The 23,133-nt window shown below is 65.4% G+C and carries 19 protein-coding genes and 1 pseudogene; 8 read left to right on the forward strand and 12 right to left on the reverse strand.

Annotated features, from left to right (window positions below; translation table 11 throughout):
• Positions 1-20 precede the first annotated feature (20 nt).
• The 3 genes from EXE46_RS12745 (at position 21) to EXE46_RS12755 (ending at position 3,897) form a co-directional block, all read left to right on the forward strand.
• Positions 21-1,838, forward strand: a complete 1,818-nt coding sequence (locus EXE46_RS12745; RefSeq protein ID WP_137688769.1) for a helix-hairpin-helix domain-containing protein — start codon at positions 21-23, stop codon at positions 1,836-1,838.
• Positions 1,839-1,908: 70 nt separating this feature from the next.
• On the forward strand, positions 1,909-2,640 hold the full coding sequence (locus tag EXE46_RS12750; RefSeq protein WP_137688770.1) for a hypothetical protein: 732 nt from the start codon (positions 1,909-1,911) through the stop codon (positions 2,638-2,640).
• A gap of 102 nt (positions 2,641-2,742) precedes the next feature.
• Positions 2,743-3,897 (forward strand): pyridoxal phosphate-dependent aminotransferase, encoded by a 1,155-nt coding sequence (locus EXE46_RS12755; protein ID WP_137688771.1) that lies wholly within the window; start codon positions 2,743-2,745, stop codon positions 3,895-3,897.
• 45 nt (positions 3,898-3,942) lie between these two features.
• Here the strand turns inward: EXE46_RS12755 and EXE46_RS12760 are convergent, their stop codons facing one another.
• The 6 genes from EXE46_RS12760 to EXE46_RS12785 all read right to left on the reverse strand — a co-directional run bounded on the left by EXE46_RS12760 (position 3,943) and on the right by EXE46_RS12785 (position 10,625).
• Positions 3,943-4,671 carry a 3-oxoacyl-ACP reductase family protein gene (locus EXE46_RS12760; RefSeq protein ID WP_137688772.1) on the reverse strand — a complete coding sequence of 243 codons (729 nt, stop codon included), beginning with the start codon at positions 4,669-4,671 and terminating at the stop codon, positions 3,943-3,945.
• A gap of 51 nt (positions 4,672-4,722) precedes the next feature.
• The gene (locus tag EXE46_RS12765) at positions 4,723-5,634 is read right to left on the reverse strand and encodes a class I SAM-dependent methyltransferase (RefSeq protein ID WP_137688773.1); all 912 of its coding nucleotides are present in this window, start codon (positions 5,632-5,634) and stop codon (positions 4,723-4,725) included.
• A gap of 69 nt (positions 5,635-5,703) precedes the next feature.
• Entirely contained in the window at positions 5,704-6,186 is a 483-nt protein-coding gene (locus EXE46_RS12770; RefSeq protein WP_137688774.1) for a hypothetical protein, read from the reverse strand.
• An 83-nt stretch (positions 6,187-6,269) separates the two neighbouring features.
• Positions 6,270-7,145, reverse strand: a complete 876-nt coding sequence (locus tag EXE46_RS12775; RefSeq protein ID WP_137688775.1) for a deoxyribonuclease IV — start codon at positions 7,143-7,145, stop codon at positions 6,270-6,272.
• 64 nt (positions 7,146-7,209) lie between these two features.
• Positions 7,210-8,094, reverse strand: coding sequence for a biotin/lipoate A/B protein ligase family protein (locus EXE46_RS12780; RefSeq protein ID WP_137688776.1), 885 nt, complete (start codon positions 8,092-8,094; stop codon positions 7,210-7,212).
• 62 nt (positions 8,095-8,156) lie between these two features.
• Positions 8,157-10,625, reverse strand: a complete 2,469-nt coding sequence (locus EXE46_RS12785; protein WP_137688777.1) for a cation-translocating P-type ATPase — start codon at positions 10,623-10,625, stop codon at positions 8,157-8,159.
• A gap of 202 nt (positions 10,626-10,827) precedes the next feature.
• Between EXE46_RS12785 and EXE46_RS12790 the strand changes: the two genes are divergently transcribed.
• Positions 10,828-11,742: a serine/threonine-protein kinase RIO2 gene (locus tag EXE46_RS12790; protein ID WP_137688778.1), complete on the forward strand. Its 915-nt coding sequence runs from the start codon at positions 10,828-10,830 to the stop codon at positions 11,740-11,742.
• An 89-nt stretch (positions 11,743-11,831) separates the two neighbouring features.
• Here the strand turns inward: EXE46_RS12790 and EXE46_RS12795 are convergent, their stop codons facing one another.
• The gene (locus EXE46_RS12795) at positions 11,832-13,004 is read right to left on the reverse strand and encodes a Fic family protein (protein WP_137688779.1); all 1,173 of its coding nucleotides are present in this window, start codon (positions 13,002-13,004) and stop codon (positions 11,832-11,834) included.
• 182 nt (positions 13,005-13,186) lie between these two features.
• Positions 13,187-13,711 (reverse strand): annotated as a pseudogene (locus EXE46_RS12800) (winged helix-turn-helix domain-containing protein).
• A gap of 199 nt (positions 13,712-13,910) precedes the next feature.
• Here EXE46_RS12800 and EXE46_RS12805 point away from each other — a divergent pair.
• From EXE46_RS12805 to EXE46_RS12820, 4 genes are all read left to right on the forward strand, one after another.
• Positions 13,911-14,126, forward strand: coding sequence for a heavy-metal-associated domain-containing protein (locus EXE46_RS12805; protein ID WP_137688780.1), 216 nt, complete (start codon positions 13,911-13,913; stop codon positions 14,124-14,126).
• 10 nt (positions 14,127-14,136) lie between these two features.
• Complete coding sequence (locus tag EXE46_RS12810; RefSeq protein ID WP_137688781.1) at positions 14,137-16,056, forward strand: cation-translocating P-type ATPase; 1,920 nt, start codon at positions 14,137-14,139, stop codon at positions 16,054-16,056.
• 32 nt (positions 16,057-16,088) lie between these two features.
• Positions 16,089-16,748, forward strand: coding sequence for a hypothetical protein (locus tag EXE46_RS12815; RefSeq protein WP_137688782.1), 660 nt, complete (start codon positions 16,089-16,091; stop codon positions 16,746-16,748).
• 85 nt (positions 16,749-16,833) lie between these two features.
• Complete coding sequence (locus tag EXE46_RS12820) at positions 16,834-18,552, forward strand: transposase (protein WP_394348201.1); 1,719 nt, start codon at positions 16,834-16,836, stop codon at positions 18,550-18,552.
• A 395-nt stretch (positions 18,553-18,947) separates the two neighbouring features.
• Here EXE46_RS12820 and EXE46_RS12825 read toward each other — a convergent pair whose 3' ends face one another.
• The 4 genes from EXE46_RS12825 to EXE46_RS12840 all read right to left on the reverse strand — a co-directional run.
• Positions 18,948-20,573, reverse strand: coding sequence for a transposase (locus tag EXE46_RS12825; RefSeq protein WP_199234167.1), 1,626 nt, complete (start codon positions 20,571-20,573; stop codon positions 18,948-18,950).
• Between the two features lie 38 nt (positions 20,574-20,611).
• Positions 20,612-21,028 carry a nitrous oxide reductase accessory protein NosL gene (locus EXE46_RS12830; RefSeq protein ID WP_241981559.1) on the reverse strand — a complete coding sequence of 139 codons (417 nt, stop codon included), beginning with the start codon at positions 21,026-21,028 and terminating at the stop codon, positions 20,612-20,614.
• 298 nt (positions 21,029-21,326) lie between these two features.
• Positions 21,327-22,124 (reverse strand): sulfite exporter TauE/SafE family protein, encoded by a 798-nt coding sequence (locus EXE46_RS12835; protein ID WP_137688783.1) that lies wholly within the window; start codon positions 22,122-22,124, stop codon positions 21,327-21,329.
• A 95-nt stretch (positions 22,125-22,219) separates the two neighbouring features.
• A partial coding sequence (locus EXE46_RS12840; RefSeq protein WP_137688784.1) for an RNA-guided endonuclease TnpB family protein occupies positions 22,220-23,133 on the reverse strand: 914 nt, incomplete at its 5' end.

A 23,133-nucleotide genomic window follows, 5' to 3' on the forward strand; every position in this document is an offset into this window, starting at 1 on the left:
GCGCCGTCGAAGCGTCGCCAATGAGCCGGAACGACGAGGTCGCGACGCGGCTGGAGGAGTTCGCCGACCTCCTCGAAGCGACGGGCGTCGAGTACAAGCCGACCGCCTACCGACGGGCGGCCGAGAACGTCCGCGACCACCCCGAGCCGATCGAGGGACTCGCGGCCGACGGCGAGGAGTCCGTCGCCGAGATCGACCGCGTCGGCGACGCCATCGCGGCGAAGATCGTCGAGTACGTCGAGACCGGCGAGATCGAGGAGCTGGACGAGCTCCGCGCAGAGCTGCCCGTCGACATGGCCGGGCTGACCGCGGTGGAGGGGGTCGGCCCGAAGACGGTCGGCTCGCTGTACGACGCGCTCGGAGTCTCCGACCTCGACGAGCTGGAAGCCGCCGCGGAGGCGGGCGAGATTCAGGAAGTGTCCGGCTTCGGCGCGAAGACCGAGCAGAACATCCTCGACAACGTCTCGTTCGCTCGGGAGTCGCGGGAGCGGACCCGGCTCGGCGACGCCCGGCCGCTCGCGGACGACGCGCTCGCGTATCTCGCCGACCGCGACGCCGTCGAGTCGGTCGAGGTGTGCGGCTCGATCCGGCGCTGGAAGCCGACGATCGGCGACGTCGACCTGCTCGTCGCCAGCGAGGCGCGCGAGCCGATCGTCGAGGCGTTCACCGACTGGGAGGAGGCGGACGCGACGATCGAGGCGGGCACCGGCAAGGCGAGCGTGCGCGCGGACGGCACTCGCGTCGACCTCCGGATCGTCGACCCCGACGAGTTCGGCGCCGCGCTCCAGTACTTCACCGGGTCGCGGGCGCACAACGTCGCCGTCCGCAACCGCGCGATCGACCGCGGGCTCAAGCTGAACGAGTACGGCCTCTTCGACGTGAGCGACGTCGACGAGGCGGCCGACGACGCCGGAAATGACGCAGGCGGAGGCGACGCCGCGGGCGGCGACGAGGGGGACGCCGCGGAGCCCGATTCGACCCGCACCGGCGAGCGCGTCGCCGGCGAGAGCGAGGATGGGGTCTACCGCGCGCTCGACATGGAGTTCGTTCCCCCCGAGCTGCGAGAGGACCGCGGCGAGGTCGAGGCGGCCGCCGATGGGCGGCTCCCTCCCCTCGTCGACGAGGGCGACCTCCGCGGCGACCTCCACACGCACACCGACTGGTCCGACGGCGGCTTCTCGATCGCGGAGATGGCGCGCGCGGCCGCCGAGCGCGGCTACGACTACCACGTCGTCAGCGACCACGCCACCGGCCCCGGGATGCTCGGGGGCGTCGGCCTCGACGAGGCGGCCATCGAGGAGCAGGCGGCGGCGATCGACGAGGCCCGCGGGGAGGTCGAGATCCCGATCTTCCACGGGATCGAGGCGAACATCGACGCCGACGGCGGCCTCTCGACCGACGACGAGACGCTCGCCGCCCTCGACCTCGTCGTCGCGTCACCGCACGCCGCGCTCGGGCAGGATCGCGAGGCGGCCACCGAGCGGCTGGTCCGCGCGGTCGAACACCCCCACGTCGACGTGCTGGGCCACCCGACCGGCCGCCTGATCAACGAGCGGCCCGGCCTCGACCCGGACGTCGAAGCGGTCGCCGAGGCGGCCGCCGCGAACGGCACCGCGATCGAGGTGAACGCGAACCCCGCCCGGCTCGACGCCGACGGCGAGTTCGTCCGGGCGGCGGTCGAGGCGGGCGCGACGATCGCCGTCGACACCGACGCGCACTCGCCCCGCGAGCTCGACTACGCGCGGTACGGGGTCCACACCGCCCGGCGCGGCTGGGCGCGGGCCGCCGACGTGCTCAACGCGCGCTCGCTCAACGGGCTCCGGTCGTTCCTGCTGTAGCTCCGGCTCCGTCCCGGACCCGTCCGCCCGAGCGCAACCGGTTTCCCCGCCCGCGGCGTAGCCGTCGCCAATGGAACGCGACCGCGCCGTCGACCGCTTGGAGACCCTCGTCGACCGCGTCGAGAGCGAGCCGATGCCGGTGCCCGTCCGCGAGGTGTGGGCGTTCGGCGACGTCGCCCTCGGTCTCGACCCGGTCGACCGGCTCGACGTCTACCTCACGAAGGACGTGATCATGGGCGGCGACGCCGACGCGGCCGCCGAGTTCGAGGCCGAGTACGGCGTGAAGGGCGTCGGGACCACGGTCGACGCCGAGTGGGCGCGGGCGCACCCGGACCGCGTGCGCACGAGCGACAACGGGTACGCGGCGCCCGAGAAGTGTCTCGCGGCCGAACTCGTGGACAGCGAGGGGCTCCGTCCCTCTGGCAGCGAGGGACACGGTCCCTCGGGCAACCGGGCGAAGCCCGGTGACAGCCGGACGCACTCCGGCGACGACGAACCGATCCACCTCGAAGTGTGTAACGCGAGCTTCGAGGACAACGTGCGCCAGCGCCTGAAGGGCGCGCTGGCCCGCGACGCCTACGAGGAGGTGCTCGACCCCCGCGGCGTCTGTCTGTGGGTCGACGGCGAGCGCGACGACGAAGCCTTCCAGCGCCTGCGCGAGGCCTCGCTGGCGATGCCGACGCTGCCCGCCGCGCTCGAAATGTTAGGCGCCGACGAGGACGCCGCGAACGCGGCCGCGGACGTGCTCGAACAGCAGCGCGCCGAGCAGGAGGGGGCGTCGGTGCGCGGCGACATGGTGTAGCCGGCGGACGGGGGTCGGCGCGTCTCCTCCCCGCTCCTCTCCACTCCGGCCGCGTTTGGCCGCCACCGGACGGTTTTTTGGCGGGTTCGCCGTGTGGACCGTATGCCGACTCCCACCGACCGCGTCCGCCGCGCGGAGCGCTCGCGGATCCGCGTGATGTTCGACCTCGCACAGCGTCACGACGGCGACCTCGTCAGACTGGAGGTCGGCGAACCCGACTTCGACACGCCCGAGCACGTGATCGACGCGGCCGCGAGCGCCGCCCGCAGCGGCGCGACCCACTACACCTCGAACGCGGGACTCCCGGAGTGCCGGCGGGCGATCAGCGACACGCTCGCCGGCGAGTACGGCGTCGAGCACGACCCCGACGAGATCGTCGTCACCGTCGGCGGGATGGAGGCGCTCCACCTCGCGGTCCTCGCGACGGTGTCGCCGGGCGAGGAACTGCTCGTCCCGGGGCCGGCGTGGCCCAACTACGAGACGCAGGCGACGCTCGCGGACGGAACGTTCCGCGAGGTGTCGATGCCCGCGGAGACGGGGTTCGCCCTCGACGCGGACCGCGTGATCGACGCGATGAGCGACGACACCGCGGCGGTCGTGCTCACGACGCCGTCGAACCCCACCGGCCGCCTCTTCGACCGCGACGAGTGCCGGGCGGTCGTCGAGGCGGCGGCCGATCGCGACGCGTACGTGATCGCCGACGAGGTGTATCTCGGGCTCACCTACGACGGCCCCGCCGAGGGGATCGCCGCGTACACCGGACACCCGGACCACGTGCTGACGGTCGGCTCCTGCTCGAAACGGTACGCGATGACCGGGTGGCGGCTGGGCTGGCTCGCCGGCGACCGCGACGTGATCGACGAGGTGGCGACGGTCCGCGAGTCGACCACGGCCTGCGCGTCGAGCGTCGCCCAGCACGCCGCGATCGCGGCCCTGACGGGTCCCCAGGAACCGTTCGAGGAGATGTACCGGGCGTTCGAGGAGCGGCGCGACCTCGTCGTCGACCGGATCGACGCCATCGACGGGCTCTCGGCTCCCCACCCCGAGGGCGCGTTCTACGCCTTCCTCGACCCCGGAATCGACGCGCCCGCGGTCGACGTCGCGAAGTACCTCCTCCGGGAGCACGGCGTCGTGCTCGCGCCCGGTGACGGCTTCGGCGACACGGCCCCCGGGCGGCTCCGGCTCTCCTTCGCGAACTCCGTCGACCGGTTGGAAGAGGGGTTCGACCGGATCGAGGCCGGGCTGGCGGAGTACTGAGCGCCGGCCCCGTCGTCACCCCCGCTCTCCGCTACCCGCGACTCCCTATCGCATCAGCTCCCCGCCGTTCACGTTCAGCGTCTCGCCCGTGACGAACGTCGCGTCCCGGAGGTAGGCGGCCGCGTCGGCGATGTCCTCCGGCTGGCCGTACCGGTCGACGGGGATCTCCGCCAGCTCCTCGCGCTTCTCCTCCGGCGTCCGGTCGTCGGTCATGTCCGTCTCCACGTGGCCGGGCGCGATCGCGTTCACCCGCACGTCGGGCGCGAAGTCGGCGGCGTGGCTCCGGGTGAGCGAGAGGAGCGCCCCCTTCGAGGCGGCGTAGTGGCACTCGATCGGCGCGCCGGTGTGCGCGAGGATCGAGGAGACGTTCGTCACCGAAGGGTCGTCGTCGGACTCCGCGAGGTAGGGAAGCGCCGCCTTCGTCACGTTGAACGCGGAGTTGACGTTGACGTCCATGATCCGGTCGAAGTCGTCCGGATCGAGCTCCGCGGTGTACACGTGCTGGTCGATCCCGGCGTTGTTGACGACGTGGTCCACCCCGCCGAGCGCGTCGGCGGCGGCCGACACGAGCCGCTCGGCCGCGTCGGCGTCCGACACGTCGGCGCCCACGACCACCGCCTCTCGACCCCGGTCACGGACCGCGTCCGCGACCGCCTCGGCGGCCTCGTCGCCGGTGTGGTAGTTGACGGCGACGTCGTAGCCGTCGGCGGCGAACCGAAGCGCGATCGCCCGTCCGATTCCCCGCGAAGACCCCGTCACGAGCGCGGCTGGCATGTCCTATTCGTCGCCCCGCTCCGACTTCGGCCTTCCGGACGCGGCGGTCGCTTACGCCACCCGCCCCACCGTCACGTCGAACGGGACGTACTCGACGCGCTCGTACTCCCCGGCGCCGATGGCGTCGACGACCTCGCGACCCATATCGCGCCAGCGGCCGCGGAGGTCGTCGTACTCGGCCTCGGAGGTCGCGGCCACCAGCTCGTCGCGGTGGTCGGCCAGCCCCGCGCCCGAGGCCTTCCGCGCCGCCGAGCGCAGCGCGGCCTCGGCGTACGGCGGCTCGGTCCGCTTCTCGTGGACGTACCGCCGGGTGCGCACGTCGACCAGCCCGGCCGCGTCGAACGCGTCGCACACGCGGTCGCCGAGCGCGACGTCCGTCTCCACGCCGTCGACGTACGCCTCGCGCGCCTCGCGCTCCAGCCGCTCCTCGGCGTCAACCGTCGAGGCCACCCGCACGTCCGCGTTGTCCGGCTCGATCGCGGCGACGAGGTCCCCGGAGACGCGGGCGAGCTCGCGGACTGCGGCGGTCGGGTCCGGGAGGTTGATCAGCAGCGCCTGACAGACCGCCAGATCGACCGCGCCGTCGCGGACCGGCAGTCGGGTCGCGCCGCCCGCGAGGTAGTCGATCCGCCCCTCGCGGTCCGTCCCCCGCCCGGATTCATGGTCCGCTCCCTGCTCGGACTCGCCGCTCGCTCTCTGCTCGGCCTCGCGAGCGACCGCGAGGAGTTCCGGGTCGGCGTCGACGCCGATCACGGTCGCGCCCGTCGGGTCGGCGTCTCCCGCGTCGCCCCCCTTTCCCGCGCCCGCCTCTTCGGCCAGCACGCGGGTCAGCTCGCCGGTGCCACAGCCGACGTCGAGGACGCGCTCGCGGCTCGCTAACTCGAGGTCCGCGAGCGCGTCGCGGTCGTCCTCCCACATCCCGCGACGGGTGTGTTCGAGGTACTCGGCGGAGAAGCGTCGCACGGACCCGCTTCGCCGCGGGCGAAAATAAACGTCCGGAGATCGGTCGCGGTCAGCCCTCCGTCCCGCTCCTCACTCGTCGCCCTCGGGACTCGCGTCTTCGTCGCCGTCACCGCTTCCGAACCCCAGCAGGTCGGCGGCGAGGACGGCGGTCACGCCGGCGCAGTAGCCGACGAACGCGCTGGTCACGCCGATCGCGGCGAAGCTCACCGTCACGTCGCCGATCGCCGGATTCCCCCCGTTGACGCCGGGGACTCCGACGACGGTCCCGAGGAGGACGAACCCCCCGAGGACGGCGGCCGGCACGACGCCGACGGCCAGACACGCCGGCCCGCCGCAGCGCGCGTACGCCCCGGCGGCGGCCAGCGGCCCGGGCGCGTAAAACACCAGCAGCGGCAGGAGCCGGTCGGTCAGGGCGCTCGCCGTCGTGGCGCCCACTGACTCGGCGACGAAGGCGGCGACGAGCGCGAGCGTCACGGCGCCGGCGAACCCGACCACCAGCCCGACAGCGCGGTCGCGGCGCCGCCCGAACAGCAACCCCTCTGTGGTGGGCATGTCCGTGGATCACTCACGCGGTTACTTAAAATCGCGTCGGACGGACGGCTGCCGTCCGGCCCGCCCCCGACGCGTCGCGCCGGTCAGTCGCGCCGGAGCTCGCGCACTCGGTCGATGTTCCACGCGAAGCTCTTCCCGTCCTCCGTCGGCGTCTCCAGCGCGAGCGGCACGTCCGCGAGGGCGGGGTGGTTGAGGAACCGCTCCATCCCCGCCTCGCCGATGTGGCCCTCGCCGATGTGGGCGTGCTCGTCTTTGTTGGTGCCGCACTCGTGTTTCGAGTCGTTGAGGTGGACGTATTTGAGGTGGTCTAACCCGACCACGTCGTCGAACTCCCCGATCGTCTGGTCGACCGCCTCGGGCGTCGAGAGGTCGTAGCCCGCGGCGAAGGCGTGGGCGGTGTCGACGCAGACGTCGATCTCCGTCTCCGTGCGGTCGATGATCCCCGCGAGGTGTTCGAACTCGCCGCCGAGCTTCGTCCCCGCGCCCGCGTCGCTCTCGATCAGGATCGTCACGCCGTCGGGCACGTCGAGGTCGTTGATCACCGAGGCGGCGTTGTCGAGGCCGCCCTCGACGCCCGCGCCCGTGTGCGCGCCGAGGTGGACGTTGACGTACGGGATTCCCAGCTTGTCGGCCGCGTCGACCTCCCTTTGCATCGAGTCGAGCGACTTCTCGCGGAGCCCCTCCTTCGGCGTACAGAGGTTCACGAGGTAGGAGGTGTGGATCACCCACGGCCCCTCCATCTCGCGTTCGGTCTCCGCTCGGAACTGCTCGGCCGCCTCGTCGTCGATGTCCGGGTCCTGCCACACCTGCGGCGAGTGGGTGAATATCTGTCCGCAGTTGCCGCCGAACTGCTTCTGTCTGAACACCGCGTTCGCGATGTTCCCGTGTGGCGGCGTTTCCGGATCGTTCGATGCTCTCGAAGCGGAAATGGATACGTGCGCGCCGACGTTGAGACTCATACCTGACACTGGGGGGCGGCAGAAAAAGCCCCTTCGGAAGCCGTCGTCCGCCGCCGGACGGAGGCTACGTCTCGCGCGTCCGCGATCCCGGTCGCGTCCGGACCCACGCCTCGCTCCGGTACTTCTCCGCGGCGATCTCCTCGGCCCGCTCCAGCTCGGCGTCCGTCCACGACCCGTCCGCATTCACGGTCGCGTCGGGCGCCGCTCCCGCCCAGTCGAGAAGCGCGGCCTCGACGGCCGCCACCGCGTCCGCGCGGTCGACGTCGACCAGCTCGTCCATCCCGACGACGCGCTCGCGGAACGCCCCGGGCGTCACCGGCGGGTCGGCGAAGACGCCGAGGTGGCGGCCGGCGTCCACCGAAAACGTCAGCGACCCGTGCTGGATCACCGCCTCTCGCTTTCGGTACTGCGCGTTGCCCGCGATCTTCCGGCCGTCGCCCGCCTCCTTCCCGTCGTCCGCGTCGCCGCTGTTCCCCACTCGCGCGACCACGTCGTGCGCCGGGTGAAGCTCGCGGAGGTAGCAGGCCGGGTGGTACAGCGCCGGCACCGACTCGTCGACGTAGTCCGCGTCGATTCCGAGCCGGTCGAACGCGTCGAGGACGGGCTCGCACAGGAGGTGGTAGCAGTCGAGCAGCTCGCCCGGAACCGTGTCGGCGGGCACCGCGATGGAGTAGGCGATGTCGCCGCGCCCGTCGTGGTAGATCCCGCCGCCGCCCGTCTGCCGGCGCGTCACGTCGATCCCCTCGCGCTCGCAGAACGCCCAGTCGACGGTCTCCGGGTCCTGATGACGGCCGAGGGTGAGACAGCTCGGCTCCCAGCGGTAGGTGCGAACGGTCGCCGGCCCGCCCGCCGCGGCGGTCTCGGCGGCCACCTCGTCCAACGCCATCTGCATCGGGCCGGGGCGGGCCTCCTCGCGGATCAGCTGCCAGTCGACGGCGGGCGCGGTCATACCCCGACACTCGACCGCCGCTCCGAAAGCCGTTGCGCTCGGCTCCGGCCGCGCCGCCGCTCTCAGTCGCCCAGCAGCGGACGCGAGGCGTTCAGCCCGACGAGCCCGCCGCAGACGACGACGGCGCCCATCGCCGTCAGCGGATTGAACAGCCCGACGAGCGCGACGGGGACCGCGATCCCGTTGTACACCAGCGCGAGACCGAGGTTCTGTCCCACACGCCGCCGCGCCGCCGCCGCGAGGTCGAAGGTCGTCTCGACGAGCGAAAGGTCGTCGTCGACGATCGCGATGTCAGCGGCGTCCGCCGCCAGCGCCGTCCCGCTCCCGAGCGAGATTCCGAGGTCGGCCGCAGCGAGTGCCGGCGCGTCGTTGGTCCCGTCGCCGACCATGGCGACGCGGTGGTCCCGCTGGAGCCGCCGGATCGCGGCCGTCTTCCCCTCGGGCGGAACCCCGGCGAAGACGTGGGCGACCGCCTCCTGCTCGGCGAAGAAGTCGGTCGCCTCGGGGTCGTCACCGGTGAGGACGACGACCTCGACGCCCCGTTCGCGGAGGCTCGCCACCGTCTCCGCCCAGCCCTCCCGGGGTTCGTCGCCCACGACGACGAGCCCCTCCGCCCGCCCGTCCCGACCGACGACGACCGGCAGGCGCCCGAACCCCCGTGCCTCCCGGGCCGCGCTCTCGACGTCCGCAGCGACGCGCCAGCCCTCGTCCACGAACAGACCGAGGCTCCCGACGAGCACCTCCCGGCCGTCGACAGTTCCGGACACGCCCTTCGCGTGCGTGCGGAACTCCCGTACGTCCGGCTGCGTCGCGTCCGCCCGGCCGTCGACTCCGTCGACGGCGGAGACGACGGCGGCCGCGGCCGGGTGCGCGGCCCGACGCTCCAAGGCGGCGGCCGCAGCGAGCGCGCCGTCGGGCGCGTCGGTCGAGACCACGTCCATCTCGCCGGTGGTGAGCGTGCCCGTCTTGTCGAAGACGACGACGTCGACTTCCCGGAGCCGTTCGAAGATTGTGTCGTCGAGGACGACGACCCCTCGCTCCATCGCGTCTCGGATGCTCGTCGCGACTGACAGCGGGGTCGCGACGCCAAGCGCCCACGGAGTCGCGACGAGCAGCCCGAGCAGCGCCGTCATCGCCGCCTCCGGTCCGCTCCGCCCCACGGCGAACGCGCCGACCCCGACCGTGACGGCGAGGGCGGCGAGGGCCCACGCAACGCGGGACGCGAGCCGGTCGGCCCGGCGTCGGATCCCGTGGTCGGCGCTCTGGATCGACCACAGCGAGTCGGTGATGCGGTCGACGCTGCTCGTCACCGGGTCACTGACCTCGACGACGGCGGCCCCGCCGCTGACGACGGCGCCGCCGACGACCTCGTCGCCGGTCCGCTTCGGGACCGGGAGCGCCTCGCCGGTGACGACCGCCTCCTTCACCGTACAGTCGTCGCCGACGAGCGTCCCGTCGACCGGGATCCGCTCTCCCGCGCGGACGAGGATCCGGTCGCCCGGCGCGAGCATGCCCACGGAGACCTGTCTCGGCTCGCCGTCCGCGTCCAGCCGCCGAGCCTCGCTCGCCTGCGACACCGTGAGCTCGGTGAGCCGATCCAGCGCTCCCCGCTTGACCGACGCCTCGAAGAAGGCGACCCCGGTCGCGACCGCCGCTACCACGAGCGTGAGGTCGTAGAAGATATCGTTGTCACCGAGCAGCACCGCACCGGTCCCGTACGCGAACGCACTCACGGCGGTGACCGCGACGAGCACGTCCGTCGTCGGCCGCCGCATCTTCAGGCCGACGTACGCCCCGCGCAACACTGGCATCCCGGTGAAAAACAGGATGACCGCGGTCAACACGAAGTAGACGCGCAAAAACAGGAAGCCGCTCGCGCCGGTCAACCGAAACGCCCCCTCGAACGCGTCGAGGAACGCGAGGTCCAAGTACGGCGCGAGGTGGGTCGGGTACATCACCGAGACGTACGGCACGAGCAGGAACGCACCAAAAACGATCCCAGCGGCGTACCGGAGCCCGAGGACCTCGTCGCTTCGGCGCTTCCGGCTCCCAGACATCTCCCGGCTTCGCCGCGCTTCCGCCGAGCCCGTCTCGGAGTCCGCCGCGTCGTCCCGAAGGAACGCCGTGTATCCCGTCCGACTCAGCGACTCGCGTAGTTCGCCGGCGGACACGGCCTCCGGGTCGTGGGCGACCCGGACCGTCTCCGTGACGTAGCTGGCCTCCGCGTCGGAGACCCCGGAAACGGAGTCGGCGACGGACTCGAGGTACTCCTCGCACGTCGGAGAGTGCATCCCGTCGATCCGGAAGAACGTCTCGACGCGGCCGTCGGGAGCCGCCGGCGACGCCGCCCTCGGACTCCCTCCCGGTTCCGACGCCGAATCCGCCCCTCCTTCCGCCGCCGGACCGAGCGTGCGCCGGATGTCTCGGCAGCCGGAGCTACAGAACGCGGTCCCGCGTTCGCCGCGGACCGGTTCGCCGCGGATCGACCGCCCGCAGCAGCCGCACTCTGCCGTCGCGTTCGATCGGTCCATTCGGATTCGGACGTAGCGGCGGCCCCCACTTACCACCCTCGAACGGACCCTTCTCTCGCGGACAACCGACCGACCACGGGTGGGCCGTCGTCCGCGACGACCGAGTTCGGGACCGTGAATTGGATTTGTTATCGCAGCATATAATTTATTGGCCGCGCCCGAACGCGCGTCCCTTTTACGAATCGCCGGAGTAGGAGCGCGTATGGTGCGAAACGTCGCCGGCGACATGGCCGACCTCGACCCCGAGGACTTCTACCTCCTCTCGGGCGTCGAGCAGGGGATGCGCTTCTCGGAGTGGGTCCGCCGCGACAAGCTCCCGGAGTACGCCGACCTGACGCGCGAGGAGGTCGACTACCGGATCGACCGGTGCCTCGACCGCGAGCTGATCGAGCGGAAGACGATCCAGTACGAGGGGTACCAGCTCACCTTCGAGGGGTACGACGCCTTGGCGCTCCGGACGTTCGCCGAACGCGAGACGATCGACGGCGTGGGATCGCCGCTCGGGCTCGGCAAGGAGGGCGACGTGTACGAGGCGCAGTCGTTCCGCCCGCTCGCCCTGAAGTACCACCGCGAGGGGTACACCAACTTCCGCGAGGTGAACCGCGAGCGCGAGTACACTGCCGACCGCGATCACGTCTCGTGGCTCTACACCGCGCGCAAGGCGGCGGAACGCGAGTACGAGGCGATGGAGGCGCTGTACCCCGACGTGAGCGTCCCTCGGCCGGTCGACCACAACCGGCACGCCATCGTGATGGAGAAGTTCGCGGGCGTCGAGCTCGCGCGCGCGAAACTCGACCCCGAGCAGGCGGTCGGCGTCCTCGACTTGATCCTCCGCGAGCTCGCGACGGCGCACGAGCTGGGCTGGGTCCACGCCGACGCCTCCGAACACAACGTCGCGGTCGCCGAGAGCGGCGTGACGATATTCGACTGGCCGCAGGCGGTGCCCGTCGACCACGAGAACGCCCGGGAGTTCCTCGAACGCGACGTCGGGAACCTCCTGCGCTACTTCGCTCGGAAGTATCCCCACGAAGTCCCCCGAGACGCCGACACGGAGGCCATCGCCGCCGCCATCGCCGACGGCTCGTTCGAGAGCGTTCGGGCGTTCGGCGCCGAATAAACCACATACGGCGATACAGAATCTCACTCGGCCAGAAGTTGAGGCCGCTCTTCTCAATGCATATGGCCCGCTCTGATCAGGTCCTCCATCTAGAGTTGGTCAATTGGCTTGTTAATTATCTCGAAGACTTCACTCGCCCGATAGAACCGATTGCGCTCTTTTCCGGTGAGTTCTTCGAGTATCCCATCATCCTCCAGCTGAGCAACTAGCCGATTCGCCGTACTGTATTCGACATCTAACCAGTCGGCTGCTGTGTTCACGTCGAGATACGGGTCCTCGAAGAGTCGCATGACTAGTTCGAGGATATTCTCAGACCGCTCACTCTGGTAGCGTTGTTGATAGTCTTCTCGGAGGTCGACCAGCAAGTTCGCACGTTGATGGGCCTCATCTGCCTGCGACTGTACACCACGTAAGAAGAACAGGAGCCATTCTTCCCAATCACCGCGCTGGCTGACTGCCAAGAGATGATCGACGTATTCTGACCGTCGTGCATTGAAATACGAACTTAGGTAGAGATATGGTTCGGGTAAGAGACCGTCACGCTGTAAGAGGAGGCTGATCAACAGTCGGCCGAGCCGTCCATTCCCATCAAGAAACGGGTGGATCGTCTCGAACTGGTAGTGAATCAGTCCGATTCGAAGAAGCGGATGAAAATCTGTATCCTGACTCGCATACTCGAGCAAGTCTTCAAGAAGATCGGGGATCTCGTTCGGAGGGGGCGGCACGTACCTGGCGTCCTGAATGTATGGTGTACTACCGATGAAGTTCTGGGTCGTACGGAGTTCTCCTGGGTCAGCCTCATCCCCACGAACACCCGAAAGCAACTGGTCGTGCATTTTGCACAACAGCTCGACAGTAATCGGATCGCCAACTGTGATCGCATCTAATCCGTGCGTCAGCGCGCGCAGATAGTTTACGACTTCTTGGGTTCCCTGTTGCCTGTCTTCGTCGATGAGGGCTTCCTGTCCGGCCTCGTAAGCGTAGATATCTGAAAGGGTAGCATGTGTCCCTTCGATTTGCGAGGATTCCAGTGCTTCCTTTCGGATGAACGGTTCAATCAGGATCTCTCTTGAGCCAACACGTGGGCCGATACCGTGGAGCCGACCGAGTGCCTGTGTCGCCTCCGCCAGTGGTGTGATGAGCTGTTCAGTGTTGATTGAAGGAGGGAGGGGATCAGGCCGGAACGCTGAATACGTCCCCTTCGGTGTCGTCGTAGGAACGATTTCACCGGGAGCCGTCTCGTCGAAGTCATCTCGCTCCATCAGTGGTATTCATACAAATATGCCGGCCACTATTGGTGTTTTCGATGCTAAATCAAAATAACGTGGCGACTGATTGTATCATCACAACTACTCGGAACCGCTGGAGCTGGATTTAGCAACGATAAATTTCTCACCCTGAATCGAGCCAATGGATGTTGCCACCGCTGAGCCACTGTCTTCACTTACGATTCCCAGTAAGCACGTACGAACGCACGTCGGAGGATCGTCAGTAGGACGTACGTCTCGTACTTTTGGGTTTGGCAGTGCTCGCAGGGCTACATGTCCGCGACGATCTCCTCGATTGCCTCGTCGTACTTGTCGGTAAGCATGACGAGTGCGTCCCTAATCTGGGGTTGGATAGCTTCGACCATCTCTTCGACAGCGGGGTCGGTAGAATCCGGTAAGGAGTACGAGAGGACGATCGTATTCGCGTGATAGTACTTCGTCGTCCCGCCTCGCCCCTCCTCGAAACGGACGACGTCGACGAGATCGGCGTCCCGCAGCTCGTTGATGTGGTGTCGCACCGTGTTCTCCGTCCGGTCGACGCCGCGGTCCGCCAGATTCTCGTGGACCTCGGTCGCGGTCAGGGCCTCCTCGCCCAGGATGTCCAGAATCATCGCTCGCATTGGTTCGTCGATCGCGTCCGAAACGCGAGTGTCGCGCACCGCGATGTCTTCGAGACGGTGATCGGTACCGGAACCACTCATACGAGAACTGAGAGTGAGCACGGGGGAAAAGGTGGCGGGACGCGGGTGAAGAGCACCTCTCGACACGGCGGATTCCGAACGGACCCACACAAGTGAAAGCTCTAGACGACCCGTTTGACCGTTCCGACGACTCATTTCCACATTCAAACATATCATCTAAAAAATACTTATGGCAATACGGGCACTACGTAGAATTGCAATGAGCGACACAACCCAACTCCGTGTGATGGACTTCGACTGTCCGTCTTGTGCGAGTACCGTCGAACGCGCTCTCGGCAACGTCGAGGGCGTCGAGGATGTGGAGGTTCACTACTCGACCGGTCGTGTGGAAATCCACTATGACGACAGCCTCGCCGACCCCAACACGTTCGAACAGACCATCGAGAACCAGGGCTACACCCCGCAACCCGCCTAAATAGAGACTTATGAACACGCAACCCATCAAACGATACTACCGCAAACACCGGCAAGCTGTCATCGCCGGGAGCAGCGGCCTGTTGTACGGTGGCGGCTGGAGCCTCGGCTACCTTACCGGCTTCGACACCGCCAGCGCTGCGATCCTGATCCTGGCAGCCATCGTCGGCGGGTACGACATCGCCAAAACCGCCTACCACGAGGTCAAAAGCCAAACGCTCGGCATCAAGACGCTCGTGACCATCGCCGCCATCGGCGCCATCGGTATCGGTGCCTACTGGGAGGCCGCCGCCGTCGTCTTCCTGTTCAGCCTCGGCAGCTACCTCGAAGGGCGGACGATGCGGAAGACGCGGAACGCCCTCGAAGAACTCCTGGAGATGACCCCCGACACGGCGACGGTCCGTCGGGACGGTAACCTGCAAGAAGTCCCCGCCTGCGAGGTCGAAGACGGTGAAATCGTCGTTGTCAAGCCAGGCGAGAAGATTCCCGTCGACGGTGATGTCGTCGAGGGCGAGAGCGCCGTCAATCAAGCCCCCGTCACGGGTGAGAGTGCGCCCGTCCACAAAGCCGACGGTGACGAAGTCTACGCCGGCACCATTAACCAGGAGGGCGCCATCGAGATCGAGACCACCGGTGCTGGGTCAGACACGACGCTCCAGCGGATTATCCGGCGCGTGGAGGAAGCCCAGGAAGCCCAGTCCCCGACGGAGAGCTTGATCGACCGCTTCGCGAAGTACTACACGCCGGGCGTGATCGCGCTCTCCATCGGTGCGTTCGCGGTCACGCAGGACGCGATGCTGTCGCTCACTCTGCTAGTAATCGGCTGCCCGGGCGCGCTCGTCATCGGCCCGCCGGTCAGCATCGTCTCGGCCATCGGCAACGCCGCCCGCTCGGGCGTCCTTATGAAGGGCGGCGAACACCTCGAACGGGCCGGTAAGATCGACCTAGTAGCCGTCGACAAGACGGGCACGCTCACCAAAGGCGAGACCACCGTCGCCGACGTCGAAGGGTTCGGGACGAACGCCCGCGAGGCGCTCGAGCTTGCGGCCATCGCTGAGAAGAAGAGCGAACACCACCTCGGTGACGCGATCGTCGCAGCTGCCCGAGACCGTCCCAGCGCGGTTACAGACGGAGGCACAGTCGCCGCCGAGACGGACGGAACGGGCGACGAAACCCCGTCGATTCCCGACCCTGACGACTTCGACGTGGTCGCAGGCAAGGGCGTCGTCGCCTATCACGACGGCCGCGAGATTGTGGTTGGGAACCGCTCGCTGCTCGACGAGCGCGACATCGCTATCCCCGACGACGTCGCCGAGTACGTCCGTGAGCGTGAGGAGCGCGGCGAGACTGCTGTCCACGTCGTGCTCGATGGGACAGTTGTGGGCGTCGTCGCTATGCGCGACGAACTCCGCGAGGCCGCACCCGGTGTCGTCGCCCAGCTCCAGGATGCGGGCATCGAGACGGTGATGCTGACCGGCGACAACGAACGAGTTGCTGCTGCGGTCGCGGCGGAGGTCGGTATCGACGACTACCGGGCCGAACTCCTTCCGGAGGACAAACAGGCCGTGATCGAGGAGTTCCGTGAGGACCACGTTGTGGCGATGGTCGGGGATGGCATCAACGACGCGCCGTCGCTGGCGACTGCCGACGTCGGGATCGCGATGGGCGCGGCCGGGACTGATACCGCCATTGAGACGGCGGACATGGCGTTGATGGCCGACGACCTCGAACGCATCCCGTACGCGGTAACGCTCAGCAAGGCGACCCGGTGGAACATCTACGAGAACGTCGGCGCGGCAGTGCTGACGGTGACGGTCCTGCTTGCGGGCGTGCTGACGAGCTACGTCACGCTCGCGGCGGGGATGCTCGTCCACGAGGCCAGCGTGCTCGCGGTCATCCTCAACGGCATGCGCCTGCTCCGGTACGAATAGAATCACCAACCAATCCACTCGCAACCATACCAATGTCAGAGAACACGATGCCGACCGAAACGAACCGCACTGAATCGAACTGGACCGTTGAATACGATGTCGAACCGATCCGGATCCGTGATCCCGTCGCGGAAGCGCTGGCCGTCCTCGAACCCGGCGAGCCGTTTATCGTGACCTACGAGGACGTCGTGAAGGCTGCGGGGCACTCCTGTCCGACCGCTTCGGGCGCGTATCGCATCGCCCAGCTCGGGCTGGACGCACTGTACCCGGACGAGGTTCCCGTCCGCAGCGACATCGAGGTGCTGGCGGGCGGTCCGCGTGACCACGCCACCTACGGTGTGATGGGACGCCTCATCTCGTATGTGACCGGCGCGGCCCAGGAGGACGGTTTCGGTGGGCTCGCCGGTAGTCACGGTGATCGGACGAACATGCTGACGTTCGACGCGTTCGACCCCGATAGTGCTGCCCCGACGTTCCGCTTCCGCCGGACCGACACCGACGAGACCGTCGAGGTGACCTATCACGTCGGCGACGTTCCGAATGGCGGGCCAGCTCTCAGCAACCTCCAACAAATCATTGACGGAACAGCGAGCGAAGACGACCGCGAGCTATTCGCCGACGTGTGGCACGGCCGCGTCCAGAGCGTTCTCTCCGACGACTCGCTATTCACCGTAACGACCGTTGAAACCTAGGGCGAGAGGATAATCACGACGGAAAACAGAAAAATGACGGTCAGGTTTGGATTGGTTCGTTTCGGACAGTACCGAACACCTTCCGATGGAGGCGAGTCCGTACAAGAGTCAGGGTCTGGGTGCTCAAGTGGTCTCAAGTAACTCCTCTCGCCGTGATGTCTTTCGACGAATCGCTCAGCGTCCATACGTCGATTGGCCAGCATACGACTCAACCCCCCTGTACGAGCGGAACTCCTTGGCGGCACTCTCCGAAGATATCCGCGCCGTTTCTGGAGCCTGGTTTGACCACCAAGCCCACGACTCGATCCAGGCATTTGTCTGTCAATGCCCACTGTCCTACGTGGATTTCAGTCCGCACGACCGGTATTCGGGTCCGACTCGATACGAGATGCTACAGCTCTTCAGGGCGTTCTTGCTGAAAGAAGTGTATGGCTGGGACCACGAAACAGGGTTCGTCGAATACCTCCGGCAGCACTCAGAAACCCGTCGCTCGATCGGGTTCGACTCCGTTCCCGACCAGTCGACGCTCTGGCGCAGTTGGAACAAGCGTTTTAGTGCCGAATTGCGTGAGACAGTCGAGACAGCTGCGCGGACTATCCTCATCAAAGCCCAGAACGCCGATGTCGCCGTCCCACGCGAACCAGAACGGCATCATCCATCTCAGGATGACGAAGCGGACGAATCGGCCTCAGACAATCAAGTTGTTCTTGACGAAGCGGCACCGATTACGGATCACGTTAGCCGCGTCGTCTTCCCGGTGTTCTCATTGAACCGTGGTGAAGGCTGTGAGATTCACGAAAACGCGTACTGGGACTTACAGACGTATCTCGGACTTCGTGAGCGACTGGCTGCGAACGAAGGGGCTCGCAGTTTCCTCTACGAGTCGACTCGGGATCGGACACCGCTGGGTCACGCCCATCGCGAGCACATCCGCGATCTCTCGATTGAACAGGTTCGCGAGATGTACCGGCAAGCAGTGAATCGACTGCTGAACGAGGTCGCGGAGACGGAACAGTTCTTTCGAGCGGGCATCGTCGCGATCGACATCACTGAAGCAGATCCCTTCACAGGAGATAGAGCGGGCTACGAGGACGAGATTATCGGGACGAAGGAGAAGACCGACGAATATGCCTACCAGTGGGCGACAGTCCAATTAGTCGGCAATGCCGTCCCGATCGTGCTTGACGCACGGCCAGTTCGGAAGGGTGAATCTCGCTTAGAAATCGTCGAGGATCTCTTGGATTCAGCTGAGGAGATGGTTCACGTTGATAACGTGCTGATGGACCGCGAGTTCGACAGCCAGCACGTTCTGGAGATGCTCAGCCAGCGCGGGCTGTCGTACGTCGTGCCGAAACGAATGCAAACCAGTGAAAAAGCCCAGGCCGAGCGGTTGCTCCAGCGCGATCAAGACCGCTACGAGACCGACCGGAAGCTCCACCTCGGCAAGAACGAATGGCACGAGACGACACTGATCTACCGTCGGAAAGAGGACTCCGAGCACGACGACCACCGGCAGTACTCGGTGTTCATGACGAATTGCGGGAGCGGTCACCTCACAGAGTACGGGTTTCGGTGGGAGATCGAGAGCGGCTACAGGTCGATAAAGCGGTTCATGGCGGCGACGACGTTGAAGAATTTTGGGCTTCGGTTCTTCTACTTCGCATTCGCGTGTCTCTTGTACTCGGTTTGGCGAGCGGTCGATTTGCTCGTCCAAGTCGAGCTGACGGGTGAGTACGAACACTCACCCATCGTGACGGCTGACAATACGCTCACGCTGCTGAAGAAGGAGACCGGAATCGGATAGAGAGATACTCTGTCTGGGGCCATCCGGATTCCTGAGTGGCAACGCTGTCGTGGATCTTGGAAATTCACCGTCTAGTTGGTAGTACGACACGAGAAGACTATCGAGAGTACATCCGAAGCAGCTTCGCCTCGAAAATTTGCCCGAAACCACGCATCACAGCCCCTCTAAACCCACTGTAGTCTCAACTTTCATCACTCGGCGTGTCCCACAGTTTCGGAGGATAGGTCAGTTCCAGGTTGAATTAGCATCAATTCGTGGTGATTTTCAGCGTTCTGGGATCAATTTTGAATTATTACTCTCGAACTACCAGACGAGCGTACGAAATTGCGTGGATTTTGGCGCTGCTGGATACGGTTGTCACTCTTGAGCGGCGGACCCAGCGAGATCTCAGCGGGTTAGTCGTGTGGAATCAACGACGAGGCAATGAGCTCAACACACTCACCCGCAGTCAACACTGGTGCGTAGTCCATCTCATTATCAACATCCGCTTTCAGCAGGAAGTCGGTGAGCCGCCAGATATTGTACAAGAGTACCGCGAACACGAAGTAGAACAGGCGAACGCGGTAGTCTTTTGAGGAGGTCTTGGCGAGAAAGTCGCCCTTGATCGATTTGTACTCGCTCTCGATTTGCCACCGGCGGCTGTAGCGCTGACAGAACGTCTCGGCTTCCTCGGGACCGACTCGTAGATTCGTCGCGAAGACGGCTGTTCCCTCCCCACTCGTCGACGGCACGTACAGAAGCCGCACTGGATGCGATCCAGATTCTACATGGACAGAAGCCGACTCAACAGCCACCTCTTGGTCGTCTTCCTCCATTTGTTCAAGTACATCCTGCTCAGAGCTGGAGATCCGCTTGGGAATAAGGTAATTCACATCGAGGTTTGAGAGTGTCTGGAACACTTGTATCGAGTCGAACTCCCGGTCACACAGCACTGTCTCGATCGGAACGTGTTCTTTCGCTCGTCGAACCAACCGTCGCACAGTACGATGAATCTGATTCGACGGGTTCTCATCCCACTCAGAGCTCTCTCGGACCGGCTCGACAGCCAAGATCAGTGGGATGTTCTGTCCGATGATCGAGAGGGTTGCGAATTTGAATGCTCGACCGTCTCTGTCCTCGGTCCCGCTGACCATCGGCATTCCTTCGACCTCTCCGTAATAGGGAATCGTGGTGATATCGATCGCGGCTGTGACTGGTCGCCGGAACGATGCTTCAGAGGCGATCATGGAGAGTAAGCGATCTGTCGTCTCATTGAATCCGTTCACGAGCTCTTCAGAATCGAATTGCTTGACGGTGCGGAGGTGGGTGTCACCGTGTGGGCTGTACTCTTCACCACGCCGGTACTGGAAGCGAGTCGCTCCCTGCGCGGTTCCGCACCGAACCATCCCCATGAACGTCTGGAACTCGAAAAATTGCGTATCCTCGTAAGAGGCGTTCGACGCTCGACCAGAGTCAAAGTAATCGAAGGCGTGGTCACGCGCGAGGCGTGTCGTCTGGATGATCTCCTCTTGTGAGAAGGATTCGTCTTCTACTGAGTCTCGGTCTTCTTTGGTATCGTCAACGATCTCAGTCTTTGGACGAACTTCAGGCGCTGGGATGTCGCGATCGTGGACTTCTTTGACAACGAAGTGGGCAGCAGCGTAGACGTACTTGTGAACGGCGTCGTCGAATCGATTTCGCCACGCCCGCGAGAACGCTGATTCGTCGGGCACTCGACTGAATCCGAGGATCGTCGCCACCTCTGGCTGCCGGGTGAGTCGTCGAGAGAAGCCGGCGTATGAGTCACCCGATATCTCCATGAAAACGAACGAGAGGACCATCGCGCGAAAGGAGAGCGGCGCAGGATGCCACGCTGGATACCCGTCTTCAATCGCGTCAGTCGAATGATCGAGGTTCTCGAATACGGTGACGAGGTCTAATCCTTCGAGTTCGTTTCGGATGGCGATCCCGAGCTGGTACGCTTCGCACAAAGAGCGTGATCGTGGATGCTCGCCGGGAGCCATGCTATCAGAACCACTCATACGATTGCTGAGATGAATACGTCGAAAAAGAGACCAACCTATTCCATCTCAGTCATCTGGATTCCCTCGACAAGTGATCTATCGATATCGTCATATTCGATGGTTCGCCCGCCGTGCTCGTCCGCGAACGTTTCGGCTTCCTCAGTCTCAGAGAATGGGATCAGGTCCGGTCCCATTCCGCCCATCACATCCGTTTCGACGGCGTAAGTGAGACCAGTCGCAGCGGCGAAGGTATCGGGCGCAGTCGGTGCCGGCATCTTCTTACGTTCCGCTTCCTCAGGAACCTCCCAGTCGACGCCGGAGTAGTCCGTAACGTAGATCGCGGTCGCCTCTGCACCGTCATCTACCATATCGAAGTGGTACGGAAAGAGTCCGTGCGCAAGCGTGTGGAACCATGCGAGGTGCGCAGCGTCTTCGGATTCTTCGGCGGCCCCTTCTGGGTTCCGGGTGTACATTGGCGTAGAAGATCTGTCCGTTGGGGCCGCCATGGTCTCCGATCACCATCCCGCCCTGGTAGTCCGTTTTCTGTCCCGACAAGTCTACTGGGTCGGGAATCGACTCGCCGCTCCCACCGAGACAGCCGGCGAGACCCGCCGCGATCCCCACTCCGATCGCGTGAATGGCGTGTCGACGCGATCCCGAATTATATCCGGGGCTGTGAGTCATATAATATCGCTCGGCCACGTGCTAAATACGATTCTGGTACGGCCGTCGAACACCTTGCTTGGGGGAGACGAGCAACCCGCAGCCGTGTCAGTGCCCCATCCCGCCGAGCGGCTGGTAGTGGGGAAACATCGGGTGTGGGAGGTGGACGCCGAGCGCCATCAGCCCGTGCGCGAACAAGACGTACCCCAGTACGACGAACACCACACCGAGCAGCCGATGGACGCGACGCCGGTGCGCAACGTCGATCGACTGGATAATCGTTCCATAGAGGAAGACAGCCGGGATCGTCCCGATACCGAGGGCACCGAGAGCGATTCCTCCAGTGGTGGGGGAGCCGCTCGCGAAGGCAAACAGATACGCGGGATACAGCATCGGGCAGGGAAGAAACGCGTGGACGGCGCCGAGCCCGACAATACTCGGGCTGTTGACGTGCCGGTGAACTCTCGTTGCGAGCCACGACGTGACGCGCTGGACGCCCGGGATACGAATATCGCCTCCACTTCCACCGATGACGTACCGAACGCCCGTCGCCACAATGAATCCCCCTACCGCAAGACCGACAGCACCCCGTAGGAGATCAGCGATCGGTGTCAGTTGGTCGGCGGTGACGAATACGACGCTTCCGAGTGCACCGAAAAGGGCCCCAAGAATCGCGTACGTCGTCGCCCGACCGATATTGAACAGGAAGTGCTGGCGAACCTCATAGGTCGTGAGATGACCGGCACGCCCGTCGTTGGCTGTTACCGTCCCACCGTCAGGCTGCGGCGCCATTTGCTTCGAGTACATCGTCACTAACGGTCCACACATCCCGATACAGTGTGCGCCGCCCAGTACGCCGATAAGAACGAAGAGTACGACGTCAATTCGGAACAGTGACTCGATCATAGCCGTTCTCGGTTGCGTACGAATTTGTGTCGTCTGGTGTATCTCTCGAACGAGCCCAGACAGGTACCACGGACGTGTTAGTGAACTACCCTACCCTACTCGCTCACGGCTGACGCCGTTCGCTCCTTGAGGGTAGGGCTTCCTGTTTCCACGACGCGCTTTGCAGATACAGGCGTATCCACAGGGAGCGCAGTCTCCACAGGCGTTGATTCGGAGTGTCCCACTCCTACATCTTGTAGACCCCGAGAAAGGATGTTCCACGCCGCGTTCGCGTCCCTGTCCGCCTCAAACCCGCAGGCAGGACAGGAGTGTTCACGGACCCACAACGGCTTCTCCGTCGAGACACCACACGACGCGCATTCCTTAGTCGTCCCTCTCGGATTGACCGCGACGAAGTGCGTTCCCTCACGCTCGCACTTGTATTCGAGCAACGAGAGGAACGTCCGCCACGCGGCGGAGGCGGTGTTGCGGCTGTTCGACGGCGACTCCATTATCCCCTTCACGTTCAGGTCTTCGACTGCTACGAGGTCGTACTTCCGAGCGTAGTACGCTGAGAGTTTGTGTAAGAAGTCGCCGCGCTTCCGACGGAGATCGGCGTGAGACTCCGCAACGCGCCGCCGTTGCTTCTCGTAGTTGTTTGACCCGTGCTGTTTGCGCGAGAGTTTCCGTTGCTCGCGCTCCAAGCGGTTGCGTTCGTTTGAGAGGTCGAGCGACCCGATCGCCGTGCCGTCGGTGTCGTGGGCGTACTTGAGAATCCCTACGTCGATGCCGACACACCGTTCGGGATTCTCGGGCGGCTCGGGCGGTTCACGGTCCATTTCGATGCCGAACGTGGCGAACCACTCGCCCGTCGGTTCCTTCTTGACCGTGACCTGCTTGAGTGTCGCGTCGTCGGGGATGGCGCGGTGAAGCCGAATCGGTATGTCCGCGAGTTTCGAGAGTGAGAGGACAGTCTGACCGCCCTTCTTGTCGAGCTTGAAGCCAGACTGACTGTACGTGAAACTGCGGA

The sequence above is a fragment of the Halorubrum sp. GN11_10-6_MGM genome (genome assembly GCF_005435165.1).
Taxonomy (GTDB): Archaea; Halobacteriota; Halobacteria; order Halobacteriales; family Haloferacaceae; genus Halorubrum.

Excerpts from the sequence above, each read along its gene's own strand:
- EXE46_RS12745 (WP_137688769.1), top strand. The coding sequence starts at position 21 with ATGAGCCGGAACGACGAGGTCGCGACGCGGCTGGAGGAGTTCGCCGAC.
- EXE46_RS12750 (WP_137688770.1), top strand. The coding sequence starts at position 1,909 with ATGGAACGCGACCGCGCCGTCGACCGCTTGGAGACCCTCGTCGACCGC.
- EXE46_RS12755 (WP_137688771.1), top strand. The coding sequence starts at position 2,743 with ATGCCGACTCCCACCGACCGCGTCCGCCGCGCGGAGCGCTCGCGGATC.
- EXE46_RS12760 (WP_137688772.1), bottom strand. The coding sequence starts at position 4,671 with ATGCCAGCCGCGCTCGTGACGGGGTCTTCGCGGGGAATCGGACGGGCG.
- EXE46_RS12770 (WP_137688774.1), bottom strand. The coding sequence starts at position 6,186 with ATGCCCACCACAGAGGGGTTGCTGTTCGGGCGGCGCCGCGACCGCGCT.
- EXE46_RS12775 (WP_137688775.1), bottom strand. The coding sequence starts at position 7,145 with ATGAGTCTCAACGTCGGCGCGCACGTATCCATTTCCGCTTCGAGAGCA.
- EXE46_RS12780 (WP_137688776.1), bottom strand. The coding sequence starts at position 8,094 with ATGACCGCGCCCGCCGTCGACTGGCAGCTGATCCGCGAGGAGGCCCGC.
- EXE46_RS12785 (WP_137688777.1), bottom strand. The coding sequence starts at position 10,625 with ATGGACCGATCGAACGCGACGGCAGAGTGCGGCTGCTGCGGGCGGTCG.
- EXE46_RS12790 (WP_137688778.1), top strand. The coding sequence starts at position 10,828 with ATGGTGCGAAACGTCGCCGGCGACATGGCCGACCTCGACCCCGAGGAC.
- EXE46_RS12795 (WP_137688779.1), bottom strand. The coding sequence starts at position 13,004 with ATGGAGCGAGATGACTTCGACGAGACGGCTCCCGGTGAAATCGTTCCT.
- EXE46_RS12805 (WP_137688780.1), top strand. The coding sequence starts at position 13,911 with ATGAGCGACACAACCCAACTCCGTGTGATGGACTTCGACTGTCCGTCT.
- EXE46_RS12810 (WP_137688781.1), top strand. The coding sequence starts at position 14,137 with ATGAACACGCAACCCATCAAACGATACTACCGCAAACACCGGCAAGCT.
- EXE46_RS12815 (WP_137688782.1), top strand. The coding sequence starts at position 16,089 with ATGTCAGAGAACACGATGCCGACCGAAACGAACCGCACTGAATCGAAC.
- EXE46_RS12820 (WP_394348201.1), top strand. The coding sequence starts at position 16,834 with ATGGAGGCGAGTCCGTACAAGAGTCAGGGTCTGGGTGCTCAAGTGGTC.
- EXE46_RS12825 (WP_199234167.1), bottom strand. The coding sequence starts at position 20,573 with ATGAGTGGTTCTGATAGCATGGCTCCCGGCGAGCATCCACGATCACGC.
- EXE46_RS12830 (WP_241981559.1), bottom strand. The coding sequence starts at position 21,028 with ATGTACACCCGGAACCCAGAAGGGGCCGCCGAAGAATCCGAAGACGCT.
- EXE46_RS12835 (WP_137688783.1), bottom strand. The coding sequence starts at position 22,124 with ATGATCGAGTCACTGTTCCGAATTGACGTCGTACTCTTCGTTCTTATC.